This window comes from Peribacillus sp. NPDC097895, from assembly GCF_050277555.1.
GTDB lineage: Bacteria > Bacillota > Bacilli > Bacillales > DSM-1321 > Peribacillus.
Genome location: NZ_JBNNSH010000001.1, coordinates 669,682 through 694,022, shown reverse-complemented (window position 1 = coordinate 694,022; position 24,341 = coordinate 669,682). Strand labels below are relative to the sequence as shown.

The window sequence follows — 24,341 nt, the reverse complement described above, 5'->3', positions numbered from 1 at the left end:
TTCAATTGATAAATTGACGGTGAATCTCCTTCATAAGGGTTACAAGCTTCACACTAAACCCTAAATCTTCAACCAAATCATATCCATGTATATGAATTTTTCCCGATAGAAAACCCCCAGCTTAGTCTTACATTTCATCATATCACCTTGCCTCGTTTAAGCTCGTCAATTTGGGTCAAGGAGTAGCCAAGTTCCCCTAACACCTCATCTGTATGCTCCCCAAGCAAAGGAGGATGACGTCGGACATTGGATGGGGTTTCTGATAATTTAACCGGAAAACCTGGAACCTTAAGATCCTTCACATTTGGATGTTCAATATCAATCATCATTTCCCTTGCCTCAACCTGAGGGTGGTTAAGGATTTGATCGATTGTGTGAATTGGACCGCATGGTACTCCGACTCCATCCAGTTTTTCAAAAACCTCTGTGCTTTCGAGTGTAATCAATCTCTCAGAAATAATCGCCACCAGTTCTGTGCGGTGGGCGACTCGATTGTCATTCTTCGTAAAACGAGAATCATCCAATAAATCCTTCCAATCTAAGGCCCGGCAACATTTTTCCCATAATCCATCATTAGCAACAGCCAATATGATATCCATATCTTTTGTCGCGAATGATTGATAAGGGACAATCGAAGGGTGGGCGGAACCCATTCTTCCAGCAGGTTTCCCGGTTGCCATGAATCCGGTTGCCATATGATTCAATAATGCAATTTGACCATCTAGTAAACTCACATCCACAAATTGGCCTTTTCCAGTTTTTTGTGTGGCGAATAGCGCACTAAGGATTCCATATACAGCAAACATGCCAGTCGTAAGGTCCACTATGGACATTCCTGCTTTTGCCGGTGCTCTGTCCGCATCACCTGTGATACTCATCAATCCTCCAAACCCTTGTAAAATCAGATCATAACCGGCCCTGTTCTTTTCCGGGCCTGTTCTGCCAAATCCAGATATCGAACAATACACTAAACGGGGGTTTAATTCATTTAACGTTTCATAACCAAAGCCAAGTTTATCCAGTGTGCCTGTTCGGTAATTTTCGACTAATATATCAGCGTCTTGGACTAACTTATAGATGATTTCTCTTCCTTCTGGACTTTTTAAATCAACCGTAATGCTTCGTTTGTTTCGGTTTGAAGTAAGATAATAACAGCTTTCACCATTCCATGTAGGCGGGGTGAAGCGCCTTGATTCATCCCCTTTCCCTGGCCGCTCGACCTTTATCACATCCGCCCCCATGTCCCCGAGCAACATGGTACAAAAGGGGCCGGCTAGTGTCCTCGATAAATCAAGTATTTTAATACCTTCCAAAGATGACTGCATTCCAACCTTCTCCTTTTCACTCTATTTTTGGTATGAACGCCTGCGTCAGTCTGATAGAATTACACATTCCTTACTGCAAAAAACGGGACGGTACTTGCAATTTCATAGGGCTGCCGATGATCGGAATCGTTCTTGGATTGCCCATGCCCTGTTCATTCATGAATTCCAGTACCGCCTTTGAACAAATCCAAGCCCCTTTCAACTTGCACTTAGGACAAAATCACAATCCTCAGCAAGCATTTACCATGCTTGCATCTTCTGTTTCCCACGTAACTTTTTTTCGCCTCCTGCTTTTTTTCTTATATTCGTATTTTCCGAGTAATAAAGGCGATTTAAGAAGGATGCTCCGCTTTAAAGACCAGCCGTTTCATGCTATATTCCGTAAAATGTTTAACAGCCTTCACACACGCATCGGAAGTTGTGTAAAAAGGAAGTTTACTATCTACTAAAATTTCATATGCTACTTCCCGTTCCCCGGATAAGGAAGTCCACAATGGAATAATTGGTTTATTCATTCGCTGGGCAATCTCCACCGTGTGCCTAGCCAGCATTTCTGTATAGATACCCACTTTAAAAGAAAAGAGAACAAAGACGATATCCACATTTGGATCCTTCGAAAATTGTTCCAGACACGTCTTTACCCTATTCATATCAGGGTGGGCATGTATTTTACTATTTATTGGATTTGAAGGGGCTACTTCATCCGGTAACAAACCTTGAATTTTATATTTAGTTTCATTCGTAATATCCGGTACAAGAAGATTGCCCCCCCTGCACTTCTCAGCAAGTAAGCTAGCCGCACCATCAGAGTATGAAAAGATTCCGATTCGGTTTCCTTGCGGGTTTGCATATTTGAGGAAGAGCCAGCCTACGTTTATCAGTTCATCAAGATCATGTACCTGAATGACGCCCAATTCTTTAAAAAAAATCGGGTGGATCCTTTTATCGGCTCCATGCTCTGAATGATTTATACTTAACACGATAATCGGCTTCCCGGCTTTATTCGCTGCTTCGGCAGCATATCGAAACGTCCATTCATCTTTTAACCTTTCTACTACCACGAAAATAACTTTGGTAGCGGAATCGTAAGCCAAATAATTGATAAAGTCAGAGATTTCTAAGTCCGCTTCATCGCCCGTAGAAATCCAATGATTAAAACCAATTCCCCTGTCGTTTGCATCCAAAATCGTTCTCCCTAAACCTTCTCCCTGAGAGATAAGGGAGATTCCGCCATATTGCAAACGGTTTGGTTCGTAATAAGATGTACAGGAAATGCCTACCGAACCCCCTATATTAAATAATCCAGGGCAATCTGGACCGAGTACCCGAATTCCTGATTCCTCGGAAAACGCTTTCAATATTTTTCTGCAATGAAGTTTTTCTGCTTCTGACTCATTGCAATCGATACTTGGAATAACAATGAATTTCACCATTTTTTCCACACAATCAGCCAGAATCGGTAAAATAGACTTGAGAGGCAGAGTAATGACAACTGTATCCACCTTATTTGATATACTCATCAACGTTGGATATGTCTTCATCCCAAACGTCTCATCGTATCTAGGATGAACGGGATAAACTTTACCTTTGTATTTAGATTTTTGCAGATTCAGTAATACCCTTCCTCCAACATGGCCCGTTTCGAAATTTGCACTTATGACTGCAATCGAACCTGGTGAAAGTAAAAGGGATAAATCAGGTGCACTGTAACCAATCAATTGATCACCACCTTTTAATTTTCAATCACCATACTTACTACATTGCAAAAATCATGCCAATTCTAAAATACGCTAAATGACTACTGTTCTAAAGCTCGACATCCTAAAACCAATGCAAGTTCTCATTTTTTTAATGTAATACTACATTAAACCTTTTTGATTCATAAAAAATAACCAAGGCAACTTGAATAGCTCTTGGTTACTTTTGTTCAGTTTTACAAAGTTCCTGTACTCGAATGGGCATACATGTTGATTTGCCTGAAACTCTCTTCAGCTTCTTTCATGATGTCTTCAATCACGGACCTGGCACTTTTACATGTATCGATTCTTCCGATCCCTTCTCCAATGGAAAGAATACCAGAATGGACATCGCCGCTTGTCAGCATTTTTTCATATGCTTCCCCTCCGATCATCGGTAACAGCGCATCTATCCCTGCGCCGCTCTTTTCCAATTTATCTACTTTGATAGCGGCTGCACTTTTGAATACCCGGTTTGGTTTTTTAATGGACCGTTTTATGATCATCGTATCGTGTGATCCAGCGTTCATTAATTCTGCTTTTATCGAAGGATTCAGCGGGCATTCTTCAGTCATGACAAAACGGGTTCCCATTTGCACGGCCTGCGCCCCCATTGATAGTGCGGCCAACAAACCTTTTCCATCGACAAATCCCCCTGCAGCAATAACCGGGATGGTCAGCTCTTGCACGACTTCCGGCAGCAAAACCAATGACGAAACTTCATCCAGTCCCGGGTGGCCACCGCACTCAAAGCCTACGACCACTACTGCGTCACACCCTAACTCTTCCGCCTTTTTAGCAAATTTTAGAGTAGGGACTACATGGATGACCTTTATACCTGCCTTCTTAAACTGTTCCATATACTGAACTGGACTGTACCCTGACGTAAACACGATTTTGATTCCGGCCTCTATGGCCCCGTCTACAAATTCATCCATCGGCCGTCTTATTCCAATCGCCAAATTCACCCCAAAAGGTTTATCCGTTCTGGACCTCACTAACTCAATATCTTGAATCATTTCTTTTTTTGAGGGGTATGAACCGGCAGTGAGTAAACCAAGTCCTCCCGCATCAGACACAGCAGATACCAACGGTTCTATACCCAATCTATGCAATCCGCCTTGAATAATTGGGTACTCAATTCCTAACAAATCCGTAATGGCTGTTCTGAATTTCAAATTCATCCCCTTCTTTCTTTCCGTTTTTCCAAACGACGATACCGTCCAGTGCAGCGACACCCTTTCCTTCATTCAATACAATCAAAGGGTTAATGTCCATCTCCATAATATTTCCTTTATTTTGATCAGCAAAATGAGAAAGCTGAACAAGCGCATTTGCCAAAGCATCTATGTCGGACTTTTTTCCGCCACGGACACCTAAAAGTAAAGAGTAGCCTTTCAGCTCTTTCAGCATGGAATGAGCTTCCAGCGAGGTAATGGGCGCCCTCCTAATTGAAATGTCTTTTAAGACTTCAATAAAAATCCCGCCAAGGCCGCATACGATTAAAGGGCCGAACTGTGGATCATTTTTTATCCCGATGAACATTTCGACCCCTTTTTCGGTGATCATCTCTTCTATTAGAATTCCGTTTACTTTTGCTTCAGGGAGATTCTCCTTTATGGATTTACCTATCGACTCGTAAGCTTGAATTAATTCCAGTTCATTTTTGATTCCTAAGATAACCCCTCCCTCGTCCGTTTTATGAATAATTTCATCAGAAATCACCTTACAAACGACGGGGTACTGAACCTTATTTTTCATTTGCTCCAGTTGCTCTCTATTTTTTGCAATCATCCCTTTTGGAACAATCATCCCTAGGTCAGAGAGCTGTTGCTTAACCTTTTCTTCCGTCCAAACTCCTTTCTTCTCATAAGGACTTATCATTGGATCCTGAGTTTCTTCTTGAACCTCAGTTGCAGCATTGACATGCGAGGAAAACGTTACAAGCTGCTTGACAGCCGCCATCGTTTTATAGGAGGTATGATATACAGGGACTCTTGCCGTTTGCAGTAAGGTACGGCCTTCGTCCATGAGTTCTTTCGTTCCTGTCAGAGTTATGATAATGGGTTTATCGGTTTTTTGGTCAATATCAATGATCTTTTCACAAATTTTCTTGCCAAGAGTTCCGCCGAATGTAGAATGGACGATAATGACATCGACCTGATCATCCTTTACTAACACTTCAAGTGTTTCGGTTAATATATGTTGTTCATTCAACGCTTGAGCGGTAATATCTATCGGATTGAAAGCTGATCCGTAAACTGGAATGATGGATTGTATTTTTTCTTGTGTTTCTGGCTGAAGACGAATCAATTCCAAATCCAACTGTTCACTATAATCGGCCATCGTTATCCCTGCTGCACCAGAGTTTGATATTGTAACTATACGGGAACCTTTTGCACGCTTACCACGGGCAAAAATTTTCATTGTATCGATCATATCATCTATATCACGAATGGGAATGAGACCGAACTGTTTAACAATGGCATTAAAGGCTTGCTCTGATCCCGCTAACGAAGCCGTATGGGACATTGCCGCCTTTTTCCCCAACTCCGAGCGGCCTGCCTTTAAAATAAGCAAAGGCTTGTCACATTTTATGGACTGCTTGGAAAGCTCAATTAACTGTTCTCCGTCCGGAACTCCTTCTAAATAGGCGGCAACCACATCTGTAGAGGTATCCTGCTGCATAAATGAAATACAATCCAATACATTGATATCTGATTGATTCCCTGTATTCACAATATAGGAAAAACCGATATTCTCATCCTGTGCCAGTCCAAAAAGTGAAAAACCGAGTGCTCCACTTTGAGAAGCTAAGCCGATATTGCCTGAGATGAATTCCTTTTTTGATTCAAATGATGTCGAAAACCCCATCGGGATCTTTTCAATGACATTCAGGCAGCCGATGCTATTCGGACCAATAATATGAATCCCATGTTTCCGGCTGATTTGCAGCAGTTCATTTTGCAGACATCTACCTTCCGGACCAGTCTCTGCAAAACCTGAACTGAATAAAATCAAATGTCTTATTTCCTTTTTCCCACAGTCCTCAATCGTCTGTAAAATTCTACTTGCAGCTACGGCAATAAGAGCTACATCTATTTTTCCCTGGATATCCAAAATACTTGGGTAGCAAGGATATCCGCAAATTTCTTGATATTTTGGATTGACCGGATAAATCTTTCCTTTATATTTGTGCTGAATGAGGTTATTAATCGGTTTTCCACCAATAGAAGTTAGATCCTGGGAAGCTCCGACGATTGCAATCGATTTAGGGTGTAAAAATTGTTTTACCACTTCTGATCTGGACATTTTCCTTCCCCCTATTTTATGGTTTCACTCAATTTTTCCTGCGATTGATAACGCTTTCATCTTCTGTAGTTTACGAACGATTGTTGATTGATCCACTTTTAATATTTCAGCCGCTTTGTAAGTACTTCCATGCTTATTCAACGCCCTTTTAATTAGCTTTTCTTCAAAATTCATGACAGCTTCCTTTAGCGGGAGGACTTCTTCCTCAACCTCGGAATCTTGTTCTGTGAGTTCACCTTGAAAAAAAATCGAAGAATATAGAATATCCTTTATGTTAATCGAGTCTCCTTCGGACAATACAAAAAAGCGCTCAATGACATTCCGTAATTCTCGAACGTTTCCCGGCCAATTATAACGTAAGAGCATTTCAAATGAATCTGGTGTAATCTTTTTAGACATCCCATAGATTTGATTATATTCATTTAAAAACAGTTCAATTAAAGGAATCAAATCCTCCGTTCTTTCTTTAAGGGGTGGCAATGTAATAGGTATTACATTTAATCGGAAAAATAAATCTTCACGAAATTCCCCTTTTTTCACTTGCTCTTCAAGATTACGATGGGTGGCAGCCAAGATTCGGACGTCCACTTTAATAGGTCTTGTTCCACCAAGTCGCGTCACTTCTTTTTCTTGAATCACCCTCAGCAGCTTCACTTGCAGGGGAAGCGGGAATTCCCCAATTTCATCCAGGAAAATGATTCCCTTGTTCGCCAATTCAAACATACCGGGTTTCCCTTTCTTTCCCGCCCCTGTAAAGGCGCCCACTTCATAACCGAATAGCTCGGATTCAAGCAATGTTTCAGGGATGGAACCACAGTTGATGGTAATGAAAGGTCCATCGCTCCTATTACTATTAAGTTGAATGATTCTTGCAACCTCTTCTTTCCCTGTTCCGGATTCTCCAAAAATCATGACGGTAGACTCGAATGAAGCTACCTTTTTTGCTACATCGACGATTTTTCTCATTTTTGGGGAATCCGCAATGAAATGGCAGCGTGACTTGATTTCCATTCGATATTGTGATAATTCCTCTTTATAGCGTTCTGTCAATTGCTTATTACTTTCCACTTCTTCCTGCAGCTGGATTAGTTCTGTAATGTTCCGGACATTAATGACGATAAAGTCAACCTCTCCATTGTTACTGAGTGCAGGATTGACGGTAATGATTAAATTAATATTGGACTCCAGTTGTTCCACTAACGTTACGGATTGTTTCTCCTTAACGATTTTCTTTATTTCCTTAATTATAAAAGACGGAAAAATCTCAAAAATCCTCTTCCCGTTAAGGTCATGGTTACTTTCTTCCTGAACTAACGCGATGAACGCTTGGTTATATCTGATAATTCTTCCTGTGGGATCCGTAATCACGATCCCATCATAAGAAGCGGATATGATAGCCTCCAATTGTTGATTTAACTCCCGTACCGTTTCCAGCTCCCCTGAAATTTTTTCCATTTCAGAAATATCCTGAAAGACCCCTACAACTCCGGTCACTTCACCATTTTCTATAATCGGCGTCCGATTCGTTATATATTTCCGATTTCCAACTTGATACTTTGTGGCATATTGAGGTTCTCCGGTTCGAAGTACTTCAAGCATCCCGCTCGGAATAAATACATCATTTAAAAAGCGACCTAGCGCACCATTTCGTTTTACTCCGCTTATTCTTTCGGTTGCTGGATTAAAGGAAGTGATCATCCCGTTTTTATCAATGGCTACTATTCCATTATGGGCATGTTCAAAAACGGACTCCAGTTCTTTTAAGCGCCTTTCCAACATTTGAATATGCATATGGTTAAGCCGCTTTTGGCTAATGATTCCCACGATAGAATCATATTTGTTTTGAACCAAATAAAAGGCCCTATTCAGCTTTAGAAGAAAATGAATATCCTCTTTCTCTGAAACATACATATAATCCTGGTCCAAATGCAATGGCGAAACTTCAATTTCATTGTTCTGGATGGCGGCATATACTGAGTCCCTGGTAATCATTCCAAGCAATCGATCATGAATACTGAATACTGGCAGACCATCTAGGGAGGATTGTTCAAAAAATGCCTGTACCTCTTTTATAGGCTGGTTTTCCTTTACCCGCATAGAAGTTTTAATGATTATATCTTTACTAAGCATGTTCATTGAACAATCCCTCCAAGTAGTCTTTTCCTCAGTTTATTTCTAGAAAAAATTGTATTCCCTTTCTAGATCATTCGTACGTTTCTCACGAAAATCAGCTCTATTTAGCCCACTCTTTTAGAGATTTACCAAATAAAGACGCGACAGGCACTCCGTTACATCGGAATCAACTTCTGATATTAAAGAAGGTACATACGGCATCTTTAACTTGAATCTTTTTTGCTGTTGATGCCATTGTGATGATTGCCCCCACTCCCACGGATAAAGTCCATTTGTCCTCATACACCAGCTCGCTGAATTAACAGAGTGAAACCTTTCTAGTTTTGATAGAATCATTCCATTATGGGTGTAATATGAATGCCTATCCGACCTGGATGGTAGCCCGATCTAGGATGTGCCCGACAATGGATACGCTGAATTCTTTTTTCTAATTTGTTCGATTTTCCGAGTGGAATGGAAAGCAATTGACGTGATGAAAGAACGATGTGATCGATGTCCCTGCCGTGAACCATTGTGTCCCCATAGGTCCGGGGAAGATGGTTGTTTAGTTCAGAAATGACACATGTATCATTCTGAATAAGCGATTGGACAACATCGACAGATAAACCAAGTTTACAAAAGCCCTTATCAATACGAGGGGATAGTTGAATAAGTGCTTCATCGTCTCCCCCCTGTTTGATTCAACATAGAATCTCTGAAAGATTAACTGGAAAATAGTCACATGACTCCATGGAAAAGGTTTCTAGGAAGGGGACTGCAAGAACGTACGGATATGAAAATGCGAAAGGTGACTGTCAAGGGCATAAACACAAGGAATGCCAATAATTAAATTATAAAGAAGACGTTATGTAATCGCCCTTTTTGACGGACCAGCTCCTCCACGAGCGTTTCTCGGCTCATTTCAAAAAGGGGCATGGAAGACTTGTGGACTTAATAGCCAAGCTTCCCTTTTCTGCGTTTGTTAGCCTTCTTTGATAAAAAATCTCCCAATCTTTCCTTAACTAAGTATTTCCCCTCATATGCATGAGGCGAAAATGAGTGTGTAATTAAGTTAATATTCATACTATTCTTATAGTTTAGAAGAAAAGGTAATATAAATCAAACACCACACTCTCATTTTATAGAAAGAACAAACACATTGGGCAGTACCATTCACCGCATGATGTTTCATTCTCTTACACTTGCACGTTTTCAATGATGGTGGCAATTAAGTATCCAATATACGTCACCTATTAAACTGCGGCTTGCGTTTATCCATAAAGGCACTTACACCTTCTTGGAAATCATTTGATTCGAAGCATAGGCCTTGAACAAAGCCTTCAAATTCAAATGTTTCACTAATATCAGCATGCATGCTCCTGTTTACTAGCCTCTTCGTTAACCCCATTGCCATACCTGGAGCATTGGCAAGCTTTAGAGCAATTGAAGATGCTTGATCCAAAAGAGAGTTGTCGTCAACCACTCTATTAATAAGACCTATTTCATAAGCTTGTTCCGCAGTAACACGTTCACCCATAAGCATTAATTCCATTGCACGATGGCGTCCGATCAACCTAGGCAGGAAATGAATGGATCCAAGATCAGGTATCAACCCAACATTCAGAAAGCTCTGAACAAAAAAAGATGATCTGGCTGCAATAATCATATCGCAGGCTAAGGCGAGACTGGTTCCAGCTCCTGCTGCTGCCCCGTTCACTGCGGCAATCACGGGTTTCTCCAAATCCATTATGGAGTGGATCACCTCATGTCCCACTTGCAATCTCTTTCTTCCAGCGGCAGCGCTTATACCTTGTAATGTGCTCAGGTCACCACCTGCGGAAAATGCTTTCCCCTCACCCGTTAAAATAACTGCTTTTACACTTGCATCATGTTGGAGCGATTTAAAGAAATCTGATAATTCTTCCCGCATTTCGACAACTAGCGCATTTCTGATTTCCGGTCTATTTAATGTAACAAGACAAACCCCGTTTTCAACAGAAGTTTCAATATGGTTGTATGCCACCTTAATCATCCTCTCCTAATCAATAGTTCTTCCCATCACTCACTATCATCCTGAAAACTGGGGAGTACGCTTTTCTACAAATGAGCGAACTCCTTCTAAAAAATCTTCCGTATCCACAGCAATATAAATAGTATCTGTTTTCTAGCGTCTTTATCCGGGATGCCAAACACTTCTTCCACAATGGCTTTGGTCGGATTGAATTGCTATCCGGCAATTCTTCCAATGGTTTCGGCAAACTCCAAAGCTTCACTAAAAAAGGCATCCACTTCCATAAGGCGCTGAAATGATTTTTCGCATCGATAATGGAATAGCCTATCGTTATTTTTTTACTTTTCTGTTTTCCATATCATGAACGTGCCTATGCCCCCAGCAAGTAGTTCACCAGTTTCTGATTCTAATTTCGCCTCAAGGGAAGCGATTCTCCTTCCACTATGGACTACCTTGGCTGTTGCATAGATGATTGTTCCTACAAAAACCGGTGCAATGAATTGGGTTGTCAAAGATATGGTTGCGACCTTTGCTTCATAAAATTTATGACGCAGGGTGACGCCCATTATGGAATCGAGCAAGGCAGCCGTTACCCCTCCATGTACAGATCCGTTTACATTAAGAAAATTAGGGGTCATGTGCATTTTTATCCTGACATGATTTTGATCCAATTGATCCATTTCTATCCCCATTTGCTTCCAGAATGGGGAGGATTCATACTCATTTTTAAATAGGCTTATATATTCTTCTTCATCCAGATTCTTGTTTGACTGTGTTTTTTCTTCTGTCAATTTACATTTCTCCTTTCTAATCTGATAAACTTGCAAGAAACATGCCAAAATATAAATTGAAAAATATCTCTCTTTTCCGCCGAATCTTGGTATCATCAATGTAAAATTGCATTATATTAATGCGTTTTTACACAAAAAATCACCTTATCTAAAGAAAAGGCTTATTAAATGACAGGACTGTATACTTGCTAATGACCTGTCCCACTTAAATGAAAGTATACTTTTCATTTTCCTTCCTGCTTATCTCGTGTTACGCGAACAAGATTCGTCATTTGAAAAGAAACCAATACGGCAATGATCAGCAGTACACTGATAAACCCGATGATTCCTCCCCAGCCAAAATGATGTAGAAAGAATCCACCATACCAACTGACAAGGCCTGAACCGGTATAATAGAATAATAAATAGAAGGAAGAAGCTTGCGCTTTTTGTTTTTCTGTTGCCAAAAAGCCTACCCATCCGCTGGCAGCCGTATGTCCAGCAAAAAAACCAAATGTAAAGACTGTAATCCCTGTTATTTTAACAAGTAACTCATCATGTAATGTTAGCAGCGCTCCAAATAGCAGGATAGTAACCGACCAACTAATCACTTTTCTGCAAGAATAGCGATCAGCCAATTTCCCAAACCATACCGAACTCCATATACCTATTAAATTAACGACAAAGACAAAGCTAAAAACCGTTTGACTTAAGTTATACGGTGCTTTTGTGAGTGGATATCCGAGATAGTTCAATAATGTAACATACACACCCATGAATAAGAACCCGATACCATACACACATAATAAATTTTTACTTCTTAAACCTTCTTTCATGTTCCATGCCCAATGATTAAACGAGATTGAAATCATTCGGAAGTTTTTGGATTCAGGCAGAAAACCAAAAAACCAAAGACTGCATAATAAACTGGCTATCCCCAGGACCATCAAGGCTATTTGCCAAGAAAAAAGATCCGTCAAAGTGCCAATTACGATGCGTCCCACAAAGCCGCCCACAGCGTTTCCAGCAACATAAACCCCTATTACTCTCCCAATGCTCTTCGGGGAAAATTCCTCATTCAAATACGCCATGGCTATGGAAGGAAAACCGGATATGGTAACGCCCTCTAAAAATCTAATCGCTAGGAATACATGAAAATAATGAGTAAAAGATGAAGCAATAGCTAGAATGGAAGTTAATATTAACGAAAGGCTCATTATCGTCTTTCTGCCATAGGCATTGGATAAAGTCGAGATAAAAAGCAAACCAATTGCTAACGCAATCGTGGGCAGTGAAACGGCAAAACTGGCAGTTGACGGTGAAACATGGTATTCCTCTGAAAAAAGACTGATCAGTGGTTGAGGGCTATACAAGATGGAAAATGAAACAATACTTCCCAATAACAATCCAATTAGCGCCCGACGATACTCACGGCTACCACTTTCAATATAATGCACTTTTCCGCTTCCCTTCTTACTATTGGTAGGTGCTGTACCCGCTCTTACAAACTGGTAATGAATCAATACAAACAGCCTCATTACAATTTTGATTCTTTTTATAAACGAATTGCCCTGATCCTTTCTTTACTCATTTGTTCACATCTGTACCTGTAACAAACACAATCATTCCCTTCTATGTCACCCATTAAGCTTCTTGACTTTTGATCGTCTTCAACTCTACTTTTGTGGACTGCACCCATAAATCATGCAAAAAACATGCCATCAAAAATGAGGGAAATAGTTAGGTCTGTTTCGTATATAATAGGAGATTACCAGTGAAATCTCTTAATTGCAGGGATATTCGATTACCCTCAGGGTTCACATAGCTCGCTGGATTGTTTTAAACAAAAAGGTCGATCAGTAAAAACTGGCAGACCCGACAGACGCCTCCGTTCTTAATAATTGCTCCACTATTGCCGTGGTATTTATACCCTTCATTAAAATACCATTGTAAAAGTTGATATCAGAGCAAGATTGTCATTAAACCCAGGAATCTATTCTAAAATCGTTTCGGCAAAACATTCAAACATTAAATGGGAATTGATATACAAAGTAAAAAAACATCCAACTAGTTGGATGTTTTTTTCAAATAAAGATATGAAATGGTTTGAACGTTGTATAATTCCTTTGATTCGAAAAAACTCAATAAGTATTAGCTAGGCACAAACTTAAGTATTCCTTCCAGATAAACACCTTGTTCTTTTCTCGTACACGCTCTTAACTTAATTCTTCCTTCCATTTCTAATTCCTTGGCTAATTGAACTACTTCAGTTCCATCTTCGGCTATCTCTACTGAAAAGAAATTACCCCGAGTGGAAGTTTGAATGAACTTAAATAATCTATCTTTATTCATCTAAACAACTCCTTATTTATTACAAATTCGACATAAAAGACAATCCACCTGCGATAAATAAGAAATAAAAAACTTCTTGCCACATATCATCCGTAAAACAAAAAGAAAAAACGCCAAAACCTTTTAAAGGTTTTGGCGTTTTTAAGTTAGTGTCCCAGGAGAGATTCGAACTCCCGACCGACGCCTTAGAAGGGCGTTGCTCTATCCAGCTGAGCTACTGAGACATATCGCTATTTTTCTTCAGTTCAGTATAAGGCCACGTTTCGAACTTAGACCGTAATGGTGCTTCTTATTATAACTTAGTATAATACTCATTGCAATACTAGTAATATAAAATTTTGAAGAGTTTTAGAACACCCCTACCATTCATTCAATATTTATCATGGTATTTGAATGAAGTTTGCAGTAAAAAATGGAGAATACACTTTATCGAACAATTCGAAGTTATCATATATAACTTATTTCTACTTCAACATCTGATAAAACGAAAAAACCACCTATATCATTAGTAGGATAAATCGATATACGGTGTAATTTCTTACATGACCGTTATACGGATCGTTTCACTAAACGATATAGAAGGTTTTCACATCGGGCTTTAAAGCCACTTTTTTAGTGTCCCAGGAGAGATTCGAACTCCCGACCGACGCCTTAGAAGGGCGTTGCTCTATCCAGCTGAGCTACTGAGACGTTTATGATATAAGTTGCGGTAAAACTTATGTATTACCTTAACTGTTCCCTTAGGACACTTCTTATTATAGTAGGATATCAAAAGAAAGTCAACGGTTTTTCATAAAAAGTTTTTTCTTTTTTATGAACAGGAAGCGGGTAAAAACGCTTCCTGTTCATATTACATGAAGTCATTCCATTTGATAAGCATTTCTTAGTTCCTCAACGATTTTTCCTTCAAGGTCATAAAAGATGATTTCAAGTTGGCCATTTCCGATATCCAAAATGGCATAGGTTTTCTCTTTTCGTCCACGCGGCTGACGTATGCTTCCCGGGTTGATGAAGAGCTTGCCGTCAATCAATTCTGAACCTGCAGCGTGGGAATGACCAAAGCAAATAATATCCGCCCCTGTCTCTTCACTTTTATAAGATAGGTTCATCAGCGTCATATTTATGTTATAGAGGTGTCCATGCGTAAGGAAGAAACGCTTGCCTGCGATACTCTCCACAATATCATTCGGATATGCCGAATCATAGTCACAATTCCCACGAACGGCTAAGAACTCCGACATGTGAGGGTCATTTCTTTCCAACTCTGAATCACCGCAATGGATCATGGCGGCAACCTCTTTTTTATGACGGTCGGTAATCATGCTGATTTCATGAGTTAAGCCATGACTGTCACTCATAATTAGCACTTTCATCGTCACATTCCTTCTTCCCTTTTTAGAAATAGATCAAGTTTTTCATCTAGAGCCCTCAATGCGTTGGCGCGGTGGCTGATTTTGTTTTTTTCCGCTTTTGTCAATTCGGCGTTTGTTTTGCCCTGTTCCTCAACAAAAAAGATGGGATCATAACCAAATCCATTCGTTCCCGATGGCTGTTCCGTAATCAAGCCTTCCATCGTGCCCGATACGGTAATCGTTTCCTGGTGGGGTGACGCTAGTGCCAAGGCGCAATAAAATCTCGCCGTTCTATCCTCTTTTGGCACGCCTTCCAGTTCCCGGAGGACTTTTTCCGTGTTTGCTTCATCACTCTTGGACTCTCCGGCATAGCGCGCAGAATATACGCCTGGACGGCCCTCCAATGCATCTACAATCAATCCGGAATCATCAGCAATGACAAAGTGGCCTAGTTGATGGGCAATGGCCTCTGCCTTCAGGATCGCATTTTCTTCAAAAGTCGTGCCTGTTTCCTCAACATCCGGAGCATCCGGTACATCAAGAAGTGTTTTGACATCATATCCTTTAGCAGAGAATAGGCTTTCGAACTCCTTGGCTTTCCCTTTATTTTTCGTTGCAATGATTACTGTCTTCATTTTTCATTTCACCCTTTTTAATTTTATCAGCATAAGACTTTTTGGAGCTAAGAAAGAATTTGCTGTAACTCGTTATATGTAAAAGCCTCTTCTTCTCCAGTGCCAAATCGGACGAATTCATCGCTGCCTATCATGATCAACAACGGCTGCTGAATTATCCGGATAAGTTAAGTCTAACACAACTCCCTCATCTGCAATAACCCGAAACTTGTAATCTAACGTTTGTAATTTTCGCTATGTTCAATATGCATTTTAACTTTTATGTTATTTATTGAGGTTTTATCAAAGGAATTAATAATTTTATTATCTCACTTATTGACATGGTATCTGTATGCCTTTTCACTAATGTTAAAAAGGTCTGTATTGATTTCCCCCCCTTCTCCAATGTCTTCAAGTATTGCGATACCCGCTTTCAAATATCGGGAACAATAATTCGTAATTCTTATTACTCGTATTCCCCAGCCCCACAAATATCCCGAAAAAAGTGACGAACGGAAGAAACAGGAGAGCCAAAGTACTTATGGTGCGTATCCCTTTATAAGTTGCAAAAATACAAATAAAAGTGAATATGCTAACGACTACGATGTTTGGTATGTCATGAGTATAATTAGCTTTTGCCCAAATCATTGTAAATTTGAAGCTTATGAAGGCGTTAATTATAAAGTACAGCCCAAATGCTATAGAGAAAATATATGTAACAAAAGGTGTAGACCATTTTTTTAGAAAAGCGATTATATCTTCTTTATCTAGTTTTTTATATATATAAAAAATAAATAGAGTCCAAACGATACAGGGAACCACACTTATGATGACACTTATCCATGCGTCGCGTTGAGATGCAGTTAAGATATAGGGAAGGAGCAGGACATGTACCATGAATCCTGTATTCATAATGATTAAAACATAGATGTGTAAGGCCTAAATGACCTTTTGATCCATAATATCCCCCCCATTAATTACATTATTAAAAGTAATTTCCCCTTTTAAAAATTTATTTATGTAAAACTTTCTCACGATACGAGAAATGGCTTGGCGGGGGGATTAGATTTCAACTAATACAATAATTAGAATTTATACAACATGGGCTCTAACAACGTGGCAATTCAATGCTTGAGGTAAAAAATAAGAGGCAGCTTCTGGCTGCCTCTTTGTGCTATTTCTATATAAAATAGTGCTCTTTAAAAACTGCCTGTGTTGACTTTTTCTGGACGGACCACAGGTTCTGATAACTTCTTGCCCTCTTCATTAAGAATATCTGCGCTGCCCTGTACTTGTACTTCAACGCTTTCAATTCCTTTCTGTTCCGTTAAAGAAAGGACCAAGGCATCCAGGACTTCTTGTGACACCTTTTTCTCCTTGAAACTGCCAAGGATATTTTCGTTAAAATTGAGACTGACCTTACCTTCCGCCACTTTAGGCTGGTCAAGTAATGCTACATCACTCATGAACCCTGTCTGTAAGTTCGAACCCGAAGGACTCTTCGTCAATTCCTGAATGACCGCTGTGACATTATCAGACACCGTTTCACTGATCCTCCGTGTTACCGGCACATAATAGGTGTACTCCTCGTCACCGCCTACATAATAAACGGTCAGGGCTTTGGAATTGGAAATGTCGACCACGTCACTCGTATCGATATTGATTCCTGAAGACCTTGAAATATTCTCATCAATCGGTGTGCCATTGACCGGCATTTCGGAAATATCTTCCCCATTTATTCTCATTTTGATTTTATCGACTGAGTCGAATTGTGTCAGGGTCCATGTAATGGCTTGAAGGATTTTAAGTTCATCTTCTTTTTGATAGTTTTTGAACTCTGGCGAAAAGTCCGCCACGGCCACCCCTTCTTTAATGTTCACGCTTATTTGGGTATCGGCAGGAATGACTGCCCTGAACCCATTTGGAAGTTTATCTGTGACAGGCCCATTATCGACAAGGTAATCAAGCGCCTGTTTAGCGACGGCTTCAGATTTCGGAAGTTCCAAAGTCTGTGGAACGACATACCCACTTTTATCAATTAAATATAACTCCGTCTTTACTGTTTTTGATTCAACAGCGCCTTTTTCTCCATCTGTTGCCGGCTGTTCTTCACCATTCGTCTCTTTTAATGAAGATTCATCCTCGACTAATGAAACATCCTTTGGTGGATCAATCTCCTTTTTCTCTTCACCGCCAAATAATCCGCAGCCCGAAAGCCAAAAAGATGATGCCAGAATGGTCACAACCATTGTTACTTTTGATTTATTGGACATAAAATCACTCCTAGGACAGTTTGTACTCCTATTTATACGAGCCCTAAGGGAAAATAGACCAATTATTTTTAACTCTCATAAATGGAGCTGGGCAATTTGCCCGTACTGCTGGATGTTTGTCAGCTTTAATGGGATTACGGGACTTTCCGCTTGAAACAATCGAACCCCATTCCCCAATATACGTTCAACTTGTAAAAGCCATAAAAAAACTGTAGACAAACTCTCTATCGAGTTTGTCTACAGTCTGAAAGCCTCCAAATGGAAGCCTTATAAGTGGTCAATTTTAATGGTTTCGATTGTATTAATATGAATACCGAGCCAGCTCGATGCGATTGAACCAAACATATCTCTTGAACCTGTTGTATAAAAGCGATGAACTGGACGGAGCTTGCTTCTATTGATTAATTTATAGTAATCCAAAATGACACTTGCCTCACGGGCCGTCTCTTCCCCAGAGGATATGACTTGTACTCCATCCCCCATATAGGATGAGATTACTGGTCCCAACAGTGGATAATGGGTACACCCCAGAATCAATGTATCGATCTTCGTTTTCTTCAACGGGTTCAAGGTTTGTGCCACGACCCTATTTACAATACCCCCTTGAAATTCGCCGCTTTCTACGATCGGAACAAATTTCGGGCATGCTAAACTATCTACTTTCACATCGGAATTGATGGAGAACAGCGCGTCGTCATATGCTTTGCTTTTCACCGTGCCCTCCGTACCAATAACGCCAATATGTAAGGAATTCGAAACTTTCAATGCCGCCCTTGCACCAGGGTGAATGACACCCAATACAGGGATCGGAAGTATGGCCCTGATTTCATCCAGTACCGCTGCAGTAGCCGTATTGCAAGCAATGATCAGCATTTTAATATCCTTCTTCATCAAGAACCTCGTCATTTGCCATGTGAAGGTTTGGACATCCTTTTTGGACCTTGGACCATAAGGGCATCTTGCGGTATCACCTAAGTAAATTATATTTTCATTTGGCAGTTGACGCATGACCTCTTTAGCTACAGTCAAGCCGCCTACGCCTGAATCAATGATTCCTATTGGTTGTTTCAAAAAACTCGCCTCATTTTTCTTTCATTTCTTGATGTAGTTTTGCCAGAATCCGTTGGAGGGAAACGATGTCAGAATCATTAAAATTGGCCAACACGCCACTTAAGTACTGTTGCCTTTTATTAATCACTTCTTCGATAATCCTTTCACCTTCCTCCAGAAGGTGGATACGAACGACACGCCGGTCCTTTTCATCTTTGACACGCAAAACAAGCTGATGTTTCTCCATGCGGTCAATCAGTTCCGTCGTTGTGCTGAACGCGAGAAACATCTTCGTGGACAATTCGCCAATCGTCATGTCGCCCGATTCAAAAAGCCATTGCAAAGCCACGAATTGAGGAATGGTTATTTTATAATCATGGAGAATTTCTCTTCCCCTTTGCTTAAGCCATGTCGATACATAGCGTAATTCCTTCTCGATTTCGGCTACATAAGCAACCTGATTTTCTTCATCCATTGACTCCGCTCCCCACTTCATGAAACTTATCATACTACCATTTTGGATGAAAGTGAAATGAATTTCAAGATTGATTGTTGGAAATCCATAATGAAACCCCCTTCATTAAAATAAGCAGCATCCAAAGAAGTCAAAACAACCAAATTGTTTTGGACTTCCTTATATGCTGCCAAATAGAACGGGAGAGAAATTATTTATAATGCTTACGTATTAAGAGTCAACACATTAAAGTTTAAGTTCTCCCATACGAAGGAGTTCTATGACTGCCTGCGAACGTCCTTTGACTCCAAGCTTCTGCATCGCATTCGAGATATGGTTTCGAACTGTTTTTTCGCTAATAAACAATTCACCTGCGATTTCTTTTGTTGTTTTGTCTTGTACTAGTAACTCAAATACTTCTTTTTCTCTTTTGGTGAGTAGTGGCTTATGAGTGAATTCGTTCTCCTTCAAGTAATGTTACCCTCCTTGCCTTCACCAGCATAAAACCCGGAGTGGGTGTCTATTTAGTCAAGATATAGTATGTCGGGCGGGGCAAGGGAGTGACTCTTTTACTTGTCTAACCTGAAAATTATTTTAGGAATGTTCGACCTCTGTCTGCCACATCCAATGCTTCATCTCTTCTGACCAAGGTATCGGCTTTCCGGTTGTCTTGGAGACTTGGACAATCGTTCCCCTGCCCGTTAAACAAATTGAACCATCTTGTTTCGTTCCCATGTAATGGATGTCTACAGAAGATTTTCCGATACTGTCAGCTTTCACATGGATCGTCAATTGATCATTGAAAAACACCTGTTGTAGATAATCACACTGTAAATCGGCAACGACCGGTATCTCTTCACCTCCAGCCGAAGTCCAATCCGTCATAAACCCCAGGCTATTAAAATACTCGATCCGTGCTTCCTCAAAATAAGTAAAAGGAATCGTGTTATTCAAGTGCCCGAACATATCAGTTTCAGAAAAGCGGACCTTCATCTCATGTTTAAAAGAAAAATCATTGATCCACTCCGTTATATTATCGATATATGATATTCTGCCCAACTTGTGCACTCCCTTTCAGAAATGAATGGCTATTCACTCATTTTATAAGAAAATAAGGAATATGAAAAGGATTTTCTATTGAAATCTGTTTATTTTGAATCATACACAGTTCATATGACATATTCTCTCCATTTTTTGCAGGCTAAAAGTTACTATGCGTAGTGGAGGTATTCTGGTTTCAATCCAGTATTGCCTATCAATCCTTATATTTTTAGAGTGAAGAACATAATATCGATTTCCATCCTTCAGGTCTGGAACTAATATAGGCGATAAAAAAAGAAGAACCCATATCCTAAGATACAGGTTCTTACATGTTCATTATTAAACTTCGTCGCTTCCGAAGAAGTTACGGAATTGTTGGATCGTAGTATCACGGTTCAACGCTGCAATCGAAGTCGTTAATGGAATGCCTTTAGGGCAAGACTGCACACAGTTTTGAGAGTTACCGCAGTTTGCAAGTCCTCCATCACCCATGATTGTATTTAAACGTTCAGCTTTGTTCATTGCACCCGTTGGATGTGCGTTGAATAAACGAACTTGTGATAATGGTTGTGGCCCCATGAAGTCTGAATTGCTGTTTACGTTTGGACAAGCTTCCAAACAAACACCGCAAGTCATACATTTAGATAACTCGTAAGCCCATTGACGTTTCTTTTCTGGCATACGAGGTCCTGGTCCAAGATTGTACGTTCCATCGATTGGAATCCATGCTTTTACCTTTTTCAATGAGTCGAACATACGGCTGCGATCGACTTGTAGGTCGCGAACAACAGGGAAAGTACGCATTGGAGCAAGACGAACCGGCTGTTCCAATTGATCGATAAGAGCTGTACATGATTGTCTTGGTTTCCCATTGATAACCATTGAACAAGCACCACATACCTCTTCAAGACAGTTCATGTCCCATGCGATTGCTGTAGTGTGCTTACCTTGTACAGTTACTGGATTACGACGAATTTCCATTAGAGCGGAAATTACGTTCATATTCGGGCGGTACGCTAATTCGAATTCCTCATCATAAGGAGCTGAATCCGGTGTATCTTGACGAGTGATTATAAAACGGACTGTTTTAGTCTCAGATTTAGTTTCAACCATTTTTTTGCTCCCCCTCTTTAGTGTTTCGTAGTGTAATCACGTTTACGCGGTGCGATTAGTGATACATCAATATCTTCATAATGGAATTCAGGTGCTTGATCCAAGCCTTTGAATGTTGCCATAGTCGTTTTCATGAATTCCTCATCATTACGTTCTGGGAAATCAGGTTTGTAATGCGCTCCGCGGCTTTCGTCACGGTTTAACGCACCAATTGTGATTACACGAGCCAATTGCATCATGTTTTGCAGCTGTCTAGTGAATGCAGCTCCTTGGTTACTCCATTTTGCCGTGTCATTGATGTTAATTTTCTTGTAACGTTCCATCAACTCAAGAATCTTGTTATCCGTTTCTTTCAGCTTGTCATTGTAACGAACTACAGTAACATGCTGTGTCATCCACTCACCAAGTTCTTTATGAAGGACGTACGCATTTTCGTTACCATCAAGAGACATGACACCATTCCATTTTTCCTGTTCTTGTTTTTCGTACCCTTCATACAATGAAGATGGAATGGATTCTGAAGTTTTATCAAGGCCTTCAATATATTTAACGGCATTCGGTCCAGCGACTGAACCACCATAGATTGCAGAAAGAAGTGAGTTCGCACCAAGTCGGTTACCGCCATGTTGAGAGTAGTCACACTCACCTGCAGCGAATAAACCTTTGATGTTAGTCATTTGGTCATAATCCACCCAAAGTCCGCCCATAGAATAGTGAACGGCAGGGAAAATTTTCATTGGAACTTTACGAGGATCTTCACCCATGAATTTCTCGTAGATTTCAATGATTCCGCCAAGTTTAATATCAAGTAATTTAGGATCTTTATGAGAAAGATCTAGGTAAACCATGTTTTCTCCATTGATGCCAAGCTTCATGTTCATACATACGTCGAAGATTTCACGAGTCGCGATATCACGAGGTACCAGGTTACCATAAGCAGGATATTTTTCTTCAAGGAAATACCAAGGTTTTCCGTCTTTATATGTCCAGATACGTCCACCTTCACCACGAGCGGATTCACTCATTAGACGAAGTTTGTCATCTCCAGGGATTGCTGTCGGGTGAATTTGAATGAACTCACCATTTGCATAATTTACACCTTGTTGATAAACGATGGAAGCTGCTGATCCTGTATTGATCATTGAGTTAGTTGATTTACCGAAAATGATTCCAGGGCCGCCGCTCGCCATGATGACTGCGTCGCCAGGGAATGATTTGATTTCCATTGAAGTCAGGTTTTGAGCTACGATACCGCGAGCTGTTTGATCATCATCGATAACAGCTCCAAGGAATTCCCAGCCTTCGTATTTCGTTACAAGGCCTTCCACTTCATAACGGCGAACCTGCTCGTCCAATGCGTAAAGTAATTGCTGACCAGTTGTTGCACCAGCGAATGCTGTACGGCTATGTTGAGTACCACCGAAACGACGGAAATCAAGAAGACCTTCCGGAGTACGGTTGAACATAACACCCATACGGTCAAACATATGGATGATCGATGGTGCTGCTTCGCACATCGCTTTAACCGGCGGTTGGTTAGCCAAGAAATCCCCGCCATAAACTGTATCGTCGAAGTGGATGTATGGAGAATCCCCTTCACCTTTTGTATTTACTGCCCCATTGATTCCGCCTTGGGCACAAACTGAGTGAGAGCGTTTAACAGGCACTAAAGAAAATAAATCAACCTGTTGTCCCAGCTCTGCTGCTTTGATCGTAGCCATTAATCCAGCTAGACCTCCACCAACGATAACTATTTTACCTTTACCCAATTCTGTCACTCCCTTATTTCCATTAGCCAAGCTATGTTTTTCCTAATACTTATAAATGAACTCTATCTTCTTATACGAAAGCGAAAATTGCGCTAACACCAATATAAGAAAGAAGAACGAAAACGATCAATGTAAAGTAAGTCATGATTCTTTGCGATCTTGGTGAAACTGTCAGACCCCAGCTCACTGCAAATGACCATAATCCATTAGCGAAGTGGAAAATTGCTGAGATAATACCAACAATATAGAAACCAACCATAAATGGACTAGAGAAAATTTCCGCCATCATATCGAAATCAACTGTTGCCCCTAGTGCTGCTTGAACTCTTGTCTCCCAAATATGCCAAACAAGGAAAATCAAAGTTATGATTCCAGTTAGACGTTGCAGCATGAACATCCAGTTACGGAAGAATCCAAATCTGCCTAAATTGTTTTTTGCTGTAAAGGCGATATAAATTCCGTACACAGCATGGAAAAGGATTGGTAGATAGATGACGACCCATTCAACCAAAATCTTTACGGGCGTAAACTCAATTAAATGAACTGCCCCATTAAAAGTCTCTTCTCCCTTTGTTGCCATAAAGTTTACCGATAAATGAAAAATTAGGAATAGACCAATTGGAATTACTCCTAGAAGTGAATGAAGCCTGCGATTCCCAAACTCACGATTCTTTGCCACTAAGTGCCCCCCCTTAATTTGTGAAAAATCATGCAAAGATAATCTGGTGGCTACCTTTTATCTCCGCGTGAAAATAAAGTATAGAGTCAGAAAACTCCCCTATACTCCCTTTACAATTATGTGACATGTCCATTTTACTCCTGACTTCTATGTGCGTCAAGAAAACGGATACAAGAAATCTCTTTTTCAGAATAGATTTTATTGGATTAAATTTACTATTTTTTATTTGTCAAGTTAATATTTTGGAGAAATTACTCATTAATCTATTAATATCTCGATATAATTTCTCATTTTTTTCCAATTGCTATTTAAATAAATAAAAAACAGTATAATTTGCAAAAGAAAAACGTTTATAATAGATTTACAGAAAGAGGCGAT

20 protein-coding genes and 2 tRNA genes are annotated in these 24,341 nt (G+C 40.2%); all 22 read right to left on the bottom strand.

The genetic code is table 11. The annotated features are described in order from the left end of the window. Positions 1-137 precede the first annotated feature (137 nt). Entirely contained in the window at positions 138-1,325 is a 1,188-nt protein-coding gene (locus ACQKMH_RS03235) for a CaiB/BaiF CoA transferase family protein (RefSeq protein WP_427586052.1), read from the bottom strand. Positions 1,326-1,657: 332 nt separating this feature from the next. Further along, complete coding sequence (locus ACQKMH_RS03230) at positions 1,658-3,043, bottom strand: CoA-binding protein (RefSeq protein ID WP_427586051.1); 1,386 nt, start codon at positions 3,041-3,043, stop codon at positions 1,658-1,660. Positions 3,044-3,258: 215 nt separating this feature from the next. Next, positions 3,259-4,239 (bottom strand): NAD(P)H-dependent flavin oxidoreductase, encoded by a 981-nt coding sequence (locus tag ACQKMH_RS03225; RefSeq protein WP_427586050.1) that lies wholly within the window; start codon positions 4,237-4,239, stop codon positions 3,259-3,261. Then, positions 4,199-6,373, bottom strand: a complete 2,175-nt coding sequence (locus ACQKMH_RS03220; protein ID WP_427586049.1) for an acetate--CoA ligase family protein — start codon at positions 6,371-6,373, stop codon at positions 4,199-4,201. Before ACQKMH_RS03220 ends, ACQKMH_RS03225 begins: the two co-directional genes overlap by 41 nt. Before the next feature lie 24 nt (positions 6,374-6,397). Then, positions 6,398-8,509 carry a sigma 54-interacting transcriptional regulator gene (locus ACQKMH_RS03215; RefSeq protein WP_427586048.1) on the bottom strand — a complete coding sequence of 704 codons (2,112 nt, stop codon included), beginning with the start codon at positions 8,507-8,509 and terminating at the stop codon, positions 6,398-6,400. 1,222 nt (positions 8,510-9,731) lie between these two features. After that, positions 9,732-10,508 (bottom strand): enoyl-CoA hydratase/isomerase family protein, encoded by a 777-nt coding sequence (locus ACQKMH_RS03210; protein WP_427586047.1) that lies wholly within the window; start codon positions 10,506-10,508, stop codon positions 9,732-9,734. A 326-nt stretch (positions 10,509-10,834) separates the two neighbouring features. Then, complete coding sequence (locus ACQKMH_RS03205) at positions 10,835-11,287, bottom strand: PaaI family thioesterase (protein WP_427586046.1); 453 nt, start codon at positions 11,285-11,287, stop codon at positions 10,835-10,837. 224 nt (positions 11,288-11,511) lie between these two features. Further along, positions 11,512-12,789: an MFS transporter gene (locus tag ACQKMH_RS03200; RefSeq protein ID WP_427586045.1), complete on the bottom strand. Its 1,278-nt coding sequence runs from the start codon at positions 12,787-12,789 to the stop codon at positions 11,512-11,514. Between the two features lie 628 nt (positions 12,790-13,417). Beyond that, positions 13,418-13,618: a hypothetical protein gene (locus tag ACQKMH_RS03195; RefSeq protein ID WP_427586044.1), complete on the bottom strand. Its 201-nt coding sequence runs from the start codon at positions 13,616-13,618 to the stop codon at positions 13,418-13,420. 150 nt (positions 13,619-13,768) lie between these two features. Next, positions 13,769-13,842, bottom strand: a tRNA-Arg gene (locus ACQKMH_RS03190). Positions 13,843-14,234: 392 nt separating this feature from the next. Continuing rightward, positions 14,235-14,308, bottom strand: a tRNA-Arg gene (locus tag ACQKMH_RS03185). 170 nt (positions 14,309-14,478) lie between these two features. Beyond that, positions 14,479-14,991: a metallophosphoesterase family protein gene (locus tag ACQKMH_RS03180; RefSeq protein WP_427586043.1), complete on the bottom strand. Its 513-nt coding sequence runs from the start codon at positions 14,989-14,991 to the stop codon at positions 14,479-14,481. A gap of 2 nt (positions 14,992-14,993) precedes the next feature. Beyond that, positions 14,994-15,605 (bottom strand): XTP/dITP diphosphatase, encoded by a 612-nt coding sequence (locus ACQKMH_RS03175; RefSeq protein WP_427586042.1) that lies wholly within the window; start codon positions 15,603-15,605, stop codon positions 14,994-14,996. A gap of 390 nt (positions 15,606-15,995) precedes the next feature. Next, positions 15,996-16,496, bottom strand: a complete 501-nt coding sequence (locus ACQKMH_RS03170; RefSeq protein WP_427586041.1) for a GerAB/ArcD/ProY family transporter — start codon at positions 16,494-16,496, stop codon at positions 15,996-15,998. 287 nt (positions 16,497-16,783) lie between these two features. Next, positions 16,784-17,857 carry a GerMN domain-containing protein gene (locus tag ACQKMH_RS03165; RefSeq protein WP_427586040.1) on the bottom strand — a complete coding sequence of 358 codons (1,074 nt, stop codon included), beginning with the start codon at positions 17,855-17,857 and terminating at the stop codon, positions 16,784-16,786. A gap of 267 nt (positions 17,858-18,124) precedes the next feature. Further along, the gene (gene racE / locus ACQKMH_RS03160; protein ID WP_427586039.1) at positions 18,125-18,928 is read right to left on the bottom strand and encodes a glutamate racemase; all 804 of its coding nucleotides are present in this window, start codon (positions 18,926-18,928) and stop codon (positions 18,125-18,127) included. A 10-nt stretch (positions 18,929-18,938) separates the two neighbouring features. Beyond that, positions 18,939-19,382 carry a MarR family winged helix-turn-helix transcriptional regulator gene (locus tag ACQKMH_RS03155; RefSeq protein ID WP_427586038.1) on the bottom strand — a complete coding sequence of 148 codons (444 nt, stop codon included), beginning with the start codon at positions 19,380-19,382 and terminating at the stop codon, positions 18,939-18,941. A gap of 225 nt (positions 19,383-19,607) precedes the next feature. Beyond that, positions 19,608-19,832, bottom strand: coding sequence for a helix-turn-helix domain-containing protein (locus ACQKMH_RS03150; RefSeq protein ID WP_028392149.1), 225 nt, complete (start codon positions 19,830-19,832; stop codon positions 19,608-19,610). Between the two features lie 123 nt (positions 19,833-19,955). Then, entirely contained in the window at positions 19,956-20,420 is a 465-nt protein-coding gene (locus ACQKMH_RS03145; RefSeq protein WP_427586037.1) for an acyl-CoA thioesterase, read from the bottom strand. Between the two features lie 321 nt (positions 20,421-20,741). Further along, entirely contained in the window at positions 20,742-21,515 is a 774-nt protein-coding gene (gene sdhB, locus ACQKMH_RS03140) for a succinate dehydrogenase iron-sulfur subunit (RefSeq protein WP_048689018.1), read from the bottom strand. 17 nt (positions 21,516-21,532) lie between these two features. Further along, positions 21,533-23,284: a succinate dehydrogenase flavoprotein subunit gene (gene sdhA, locus ACQKMH_RS03135; RefSeq protein WP_427587495.1), complete on the bottom strand. Its 1,752-nt coding sequence runs from the start codon at positions 23,282-23,284 to the stop codon at positions 21,533-21,535. A gap of 70 nt (positions 23,285-23,354) precedes the next feature. Continuing rightward, positions 23,355-23,963, bottom strand: coding sequence for a succinate dehydrogenase cytochrome b558 subunit (locus ACQKMH_RS03130; protein WP_427586036.1), 609 nt, complete (start codon positions 23,961-23,963; stop codon positions 23,355-23,357). Between the last annotated feature and the right edge of the window lie 378 nt (positions 23,964-24,341).

Bases quoted from the DNA above. Each gene is read 5' to 3' on its own strand.
- ACQKMH_RS03235 (WP_427586052.1), bottom strand. From the start codon at position 1,325: ATGCAGTCATCTTTGGAAGGTATTAAAATACTTGATTTATCGAGGACA.
- ACQKMH_RS03220 (WP_427586049.1), bottom strand. From the start codon at position 6,373: ATGTCCAGATCAGAAGTGGTAAAACAATTTTTACACCCTAAATCGATT.
- ACQKMH_RS03215 (WP_427586048.1), bottom strand. From the start codon at position 8,509: ATGAACATGCTTAGTAAAGATATAATCATTAAAACTTCTATGCGGGTA.
- ACQKMH_RS03195 (WP_427586044.1), bottom strand. From the start codon at position 13,618: ATGAATAAAGATAGATTATTTAAGTTCATTCAAACTTCCACTCGGGGT.
- ACQKMH_RS03180 (WP_427586043.1), bottom strand. From the start codon at position 14,991: ATGAAAGTGCTAATTATGAGTGACAGTCATGGCTTAACTCATGAAATC.
- ACQKMH_RS03175 (WP_427586042.1), bottom strand. From the start codon at position 15,605: ATGAAGACAGTAATCATTGCAACGAAAAATAAAGGGAAAGCCAAGGAG.
- ACQKMH_RS03170 (WP_427586041.1), bottom strand. From the start codon at position 16,496: ATGAATACAGGATTCATGGTACATGTCCTGCTCCTTCCCTATATCTTA.
- ACQKMH_RS03165 (WP_427586040.1), bottom strand. From the start codon at position 17,857: ATGTCCAATAAATCAAAAGTAACAATGGTTGTGACCATTCTGGCATCA.
- ACQKMH_RS03155 (WP_427586038.1), bottom strand. From the start codon at position 19,382: ATGGATGAAGAAAATCAGGTTGCTTATGTAGCCGAAATCGAGAAGGAA.
- sdhB (WP_048689018.1), bottom strand. From the start codon at position 21,515: ATGGTTGAAACTAAATCTGAGACTAAAACAGTCCGTTTTATAATCACT.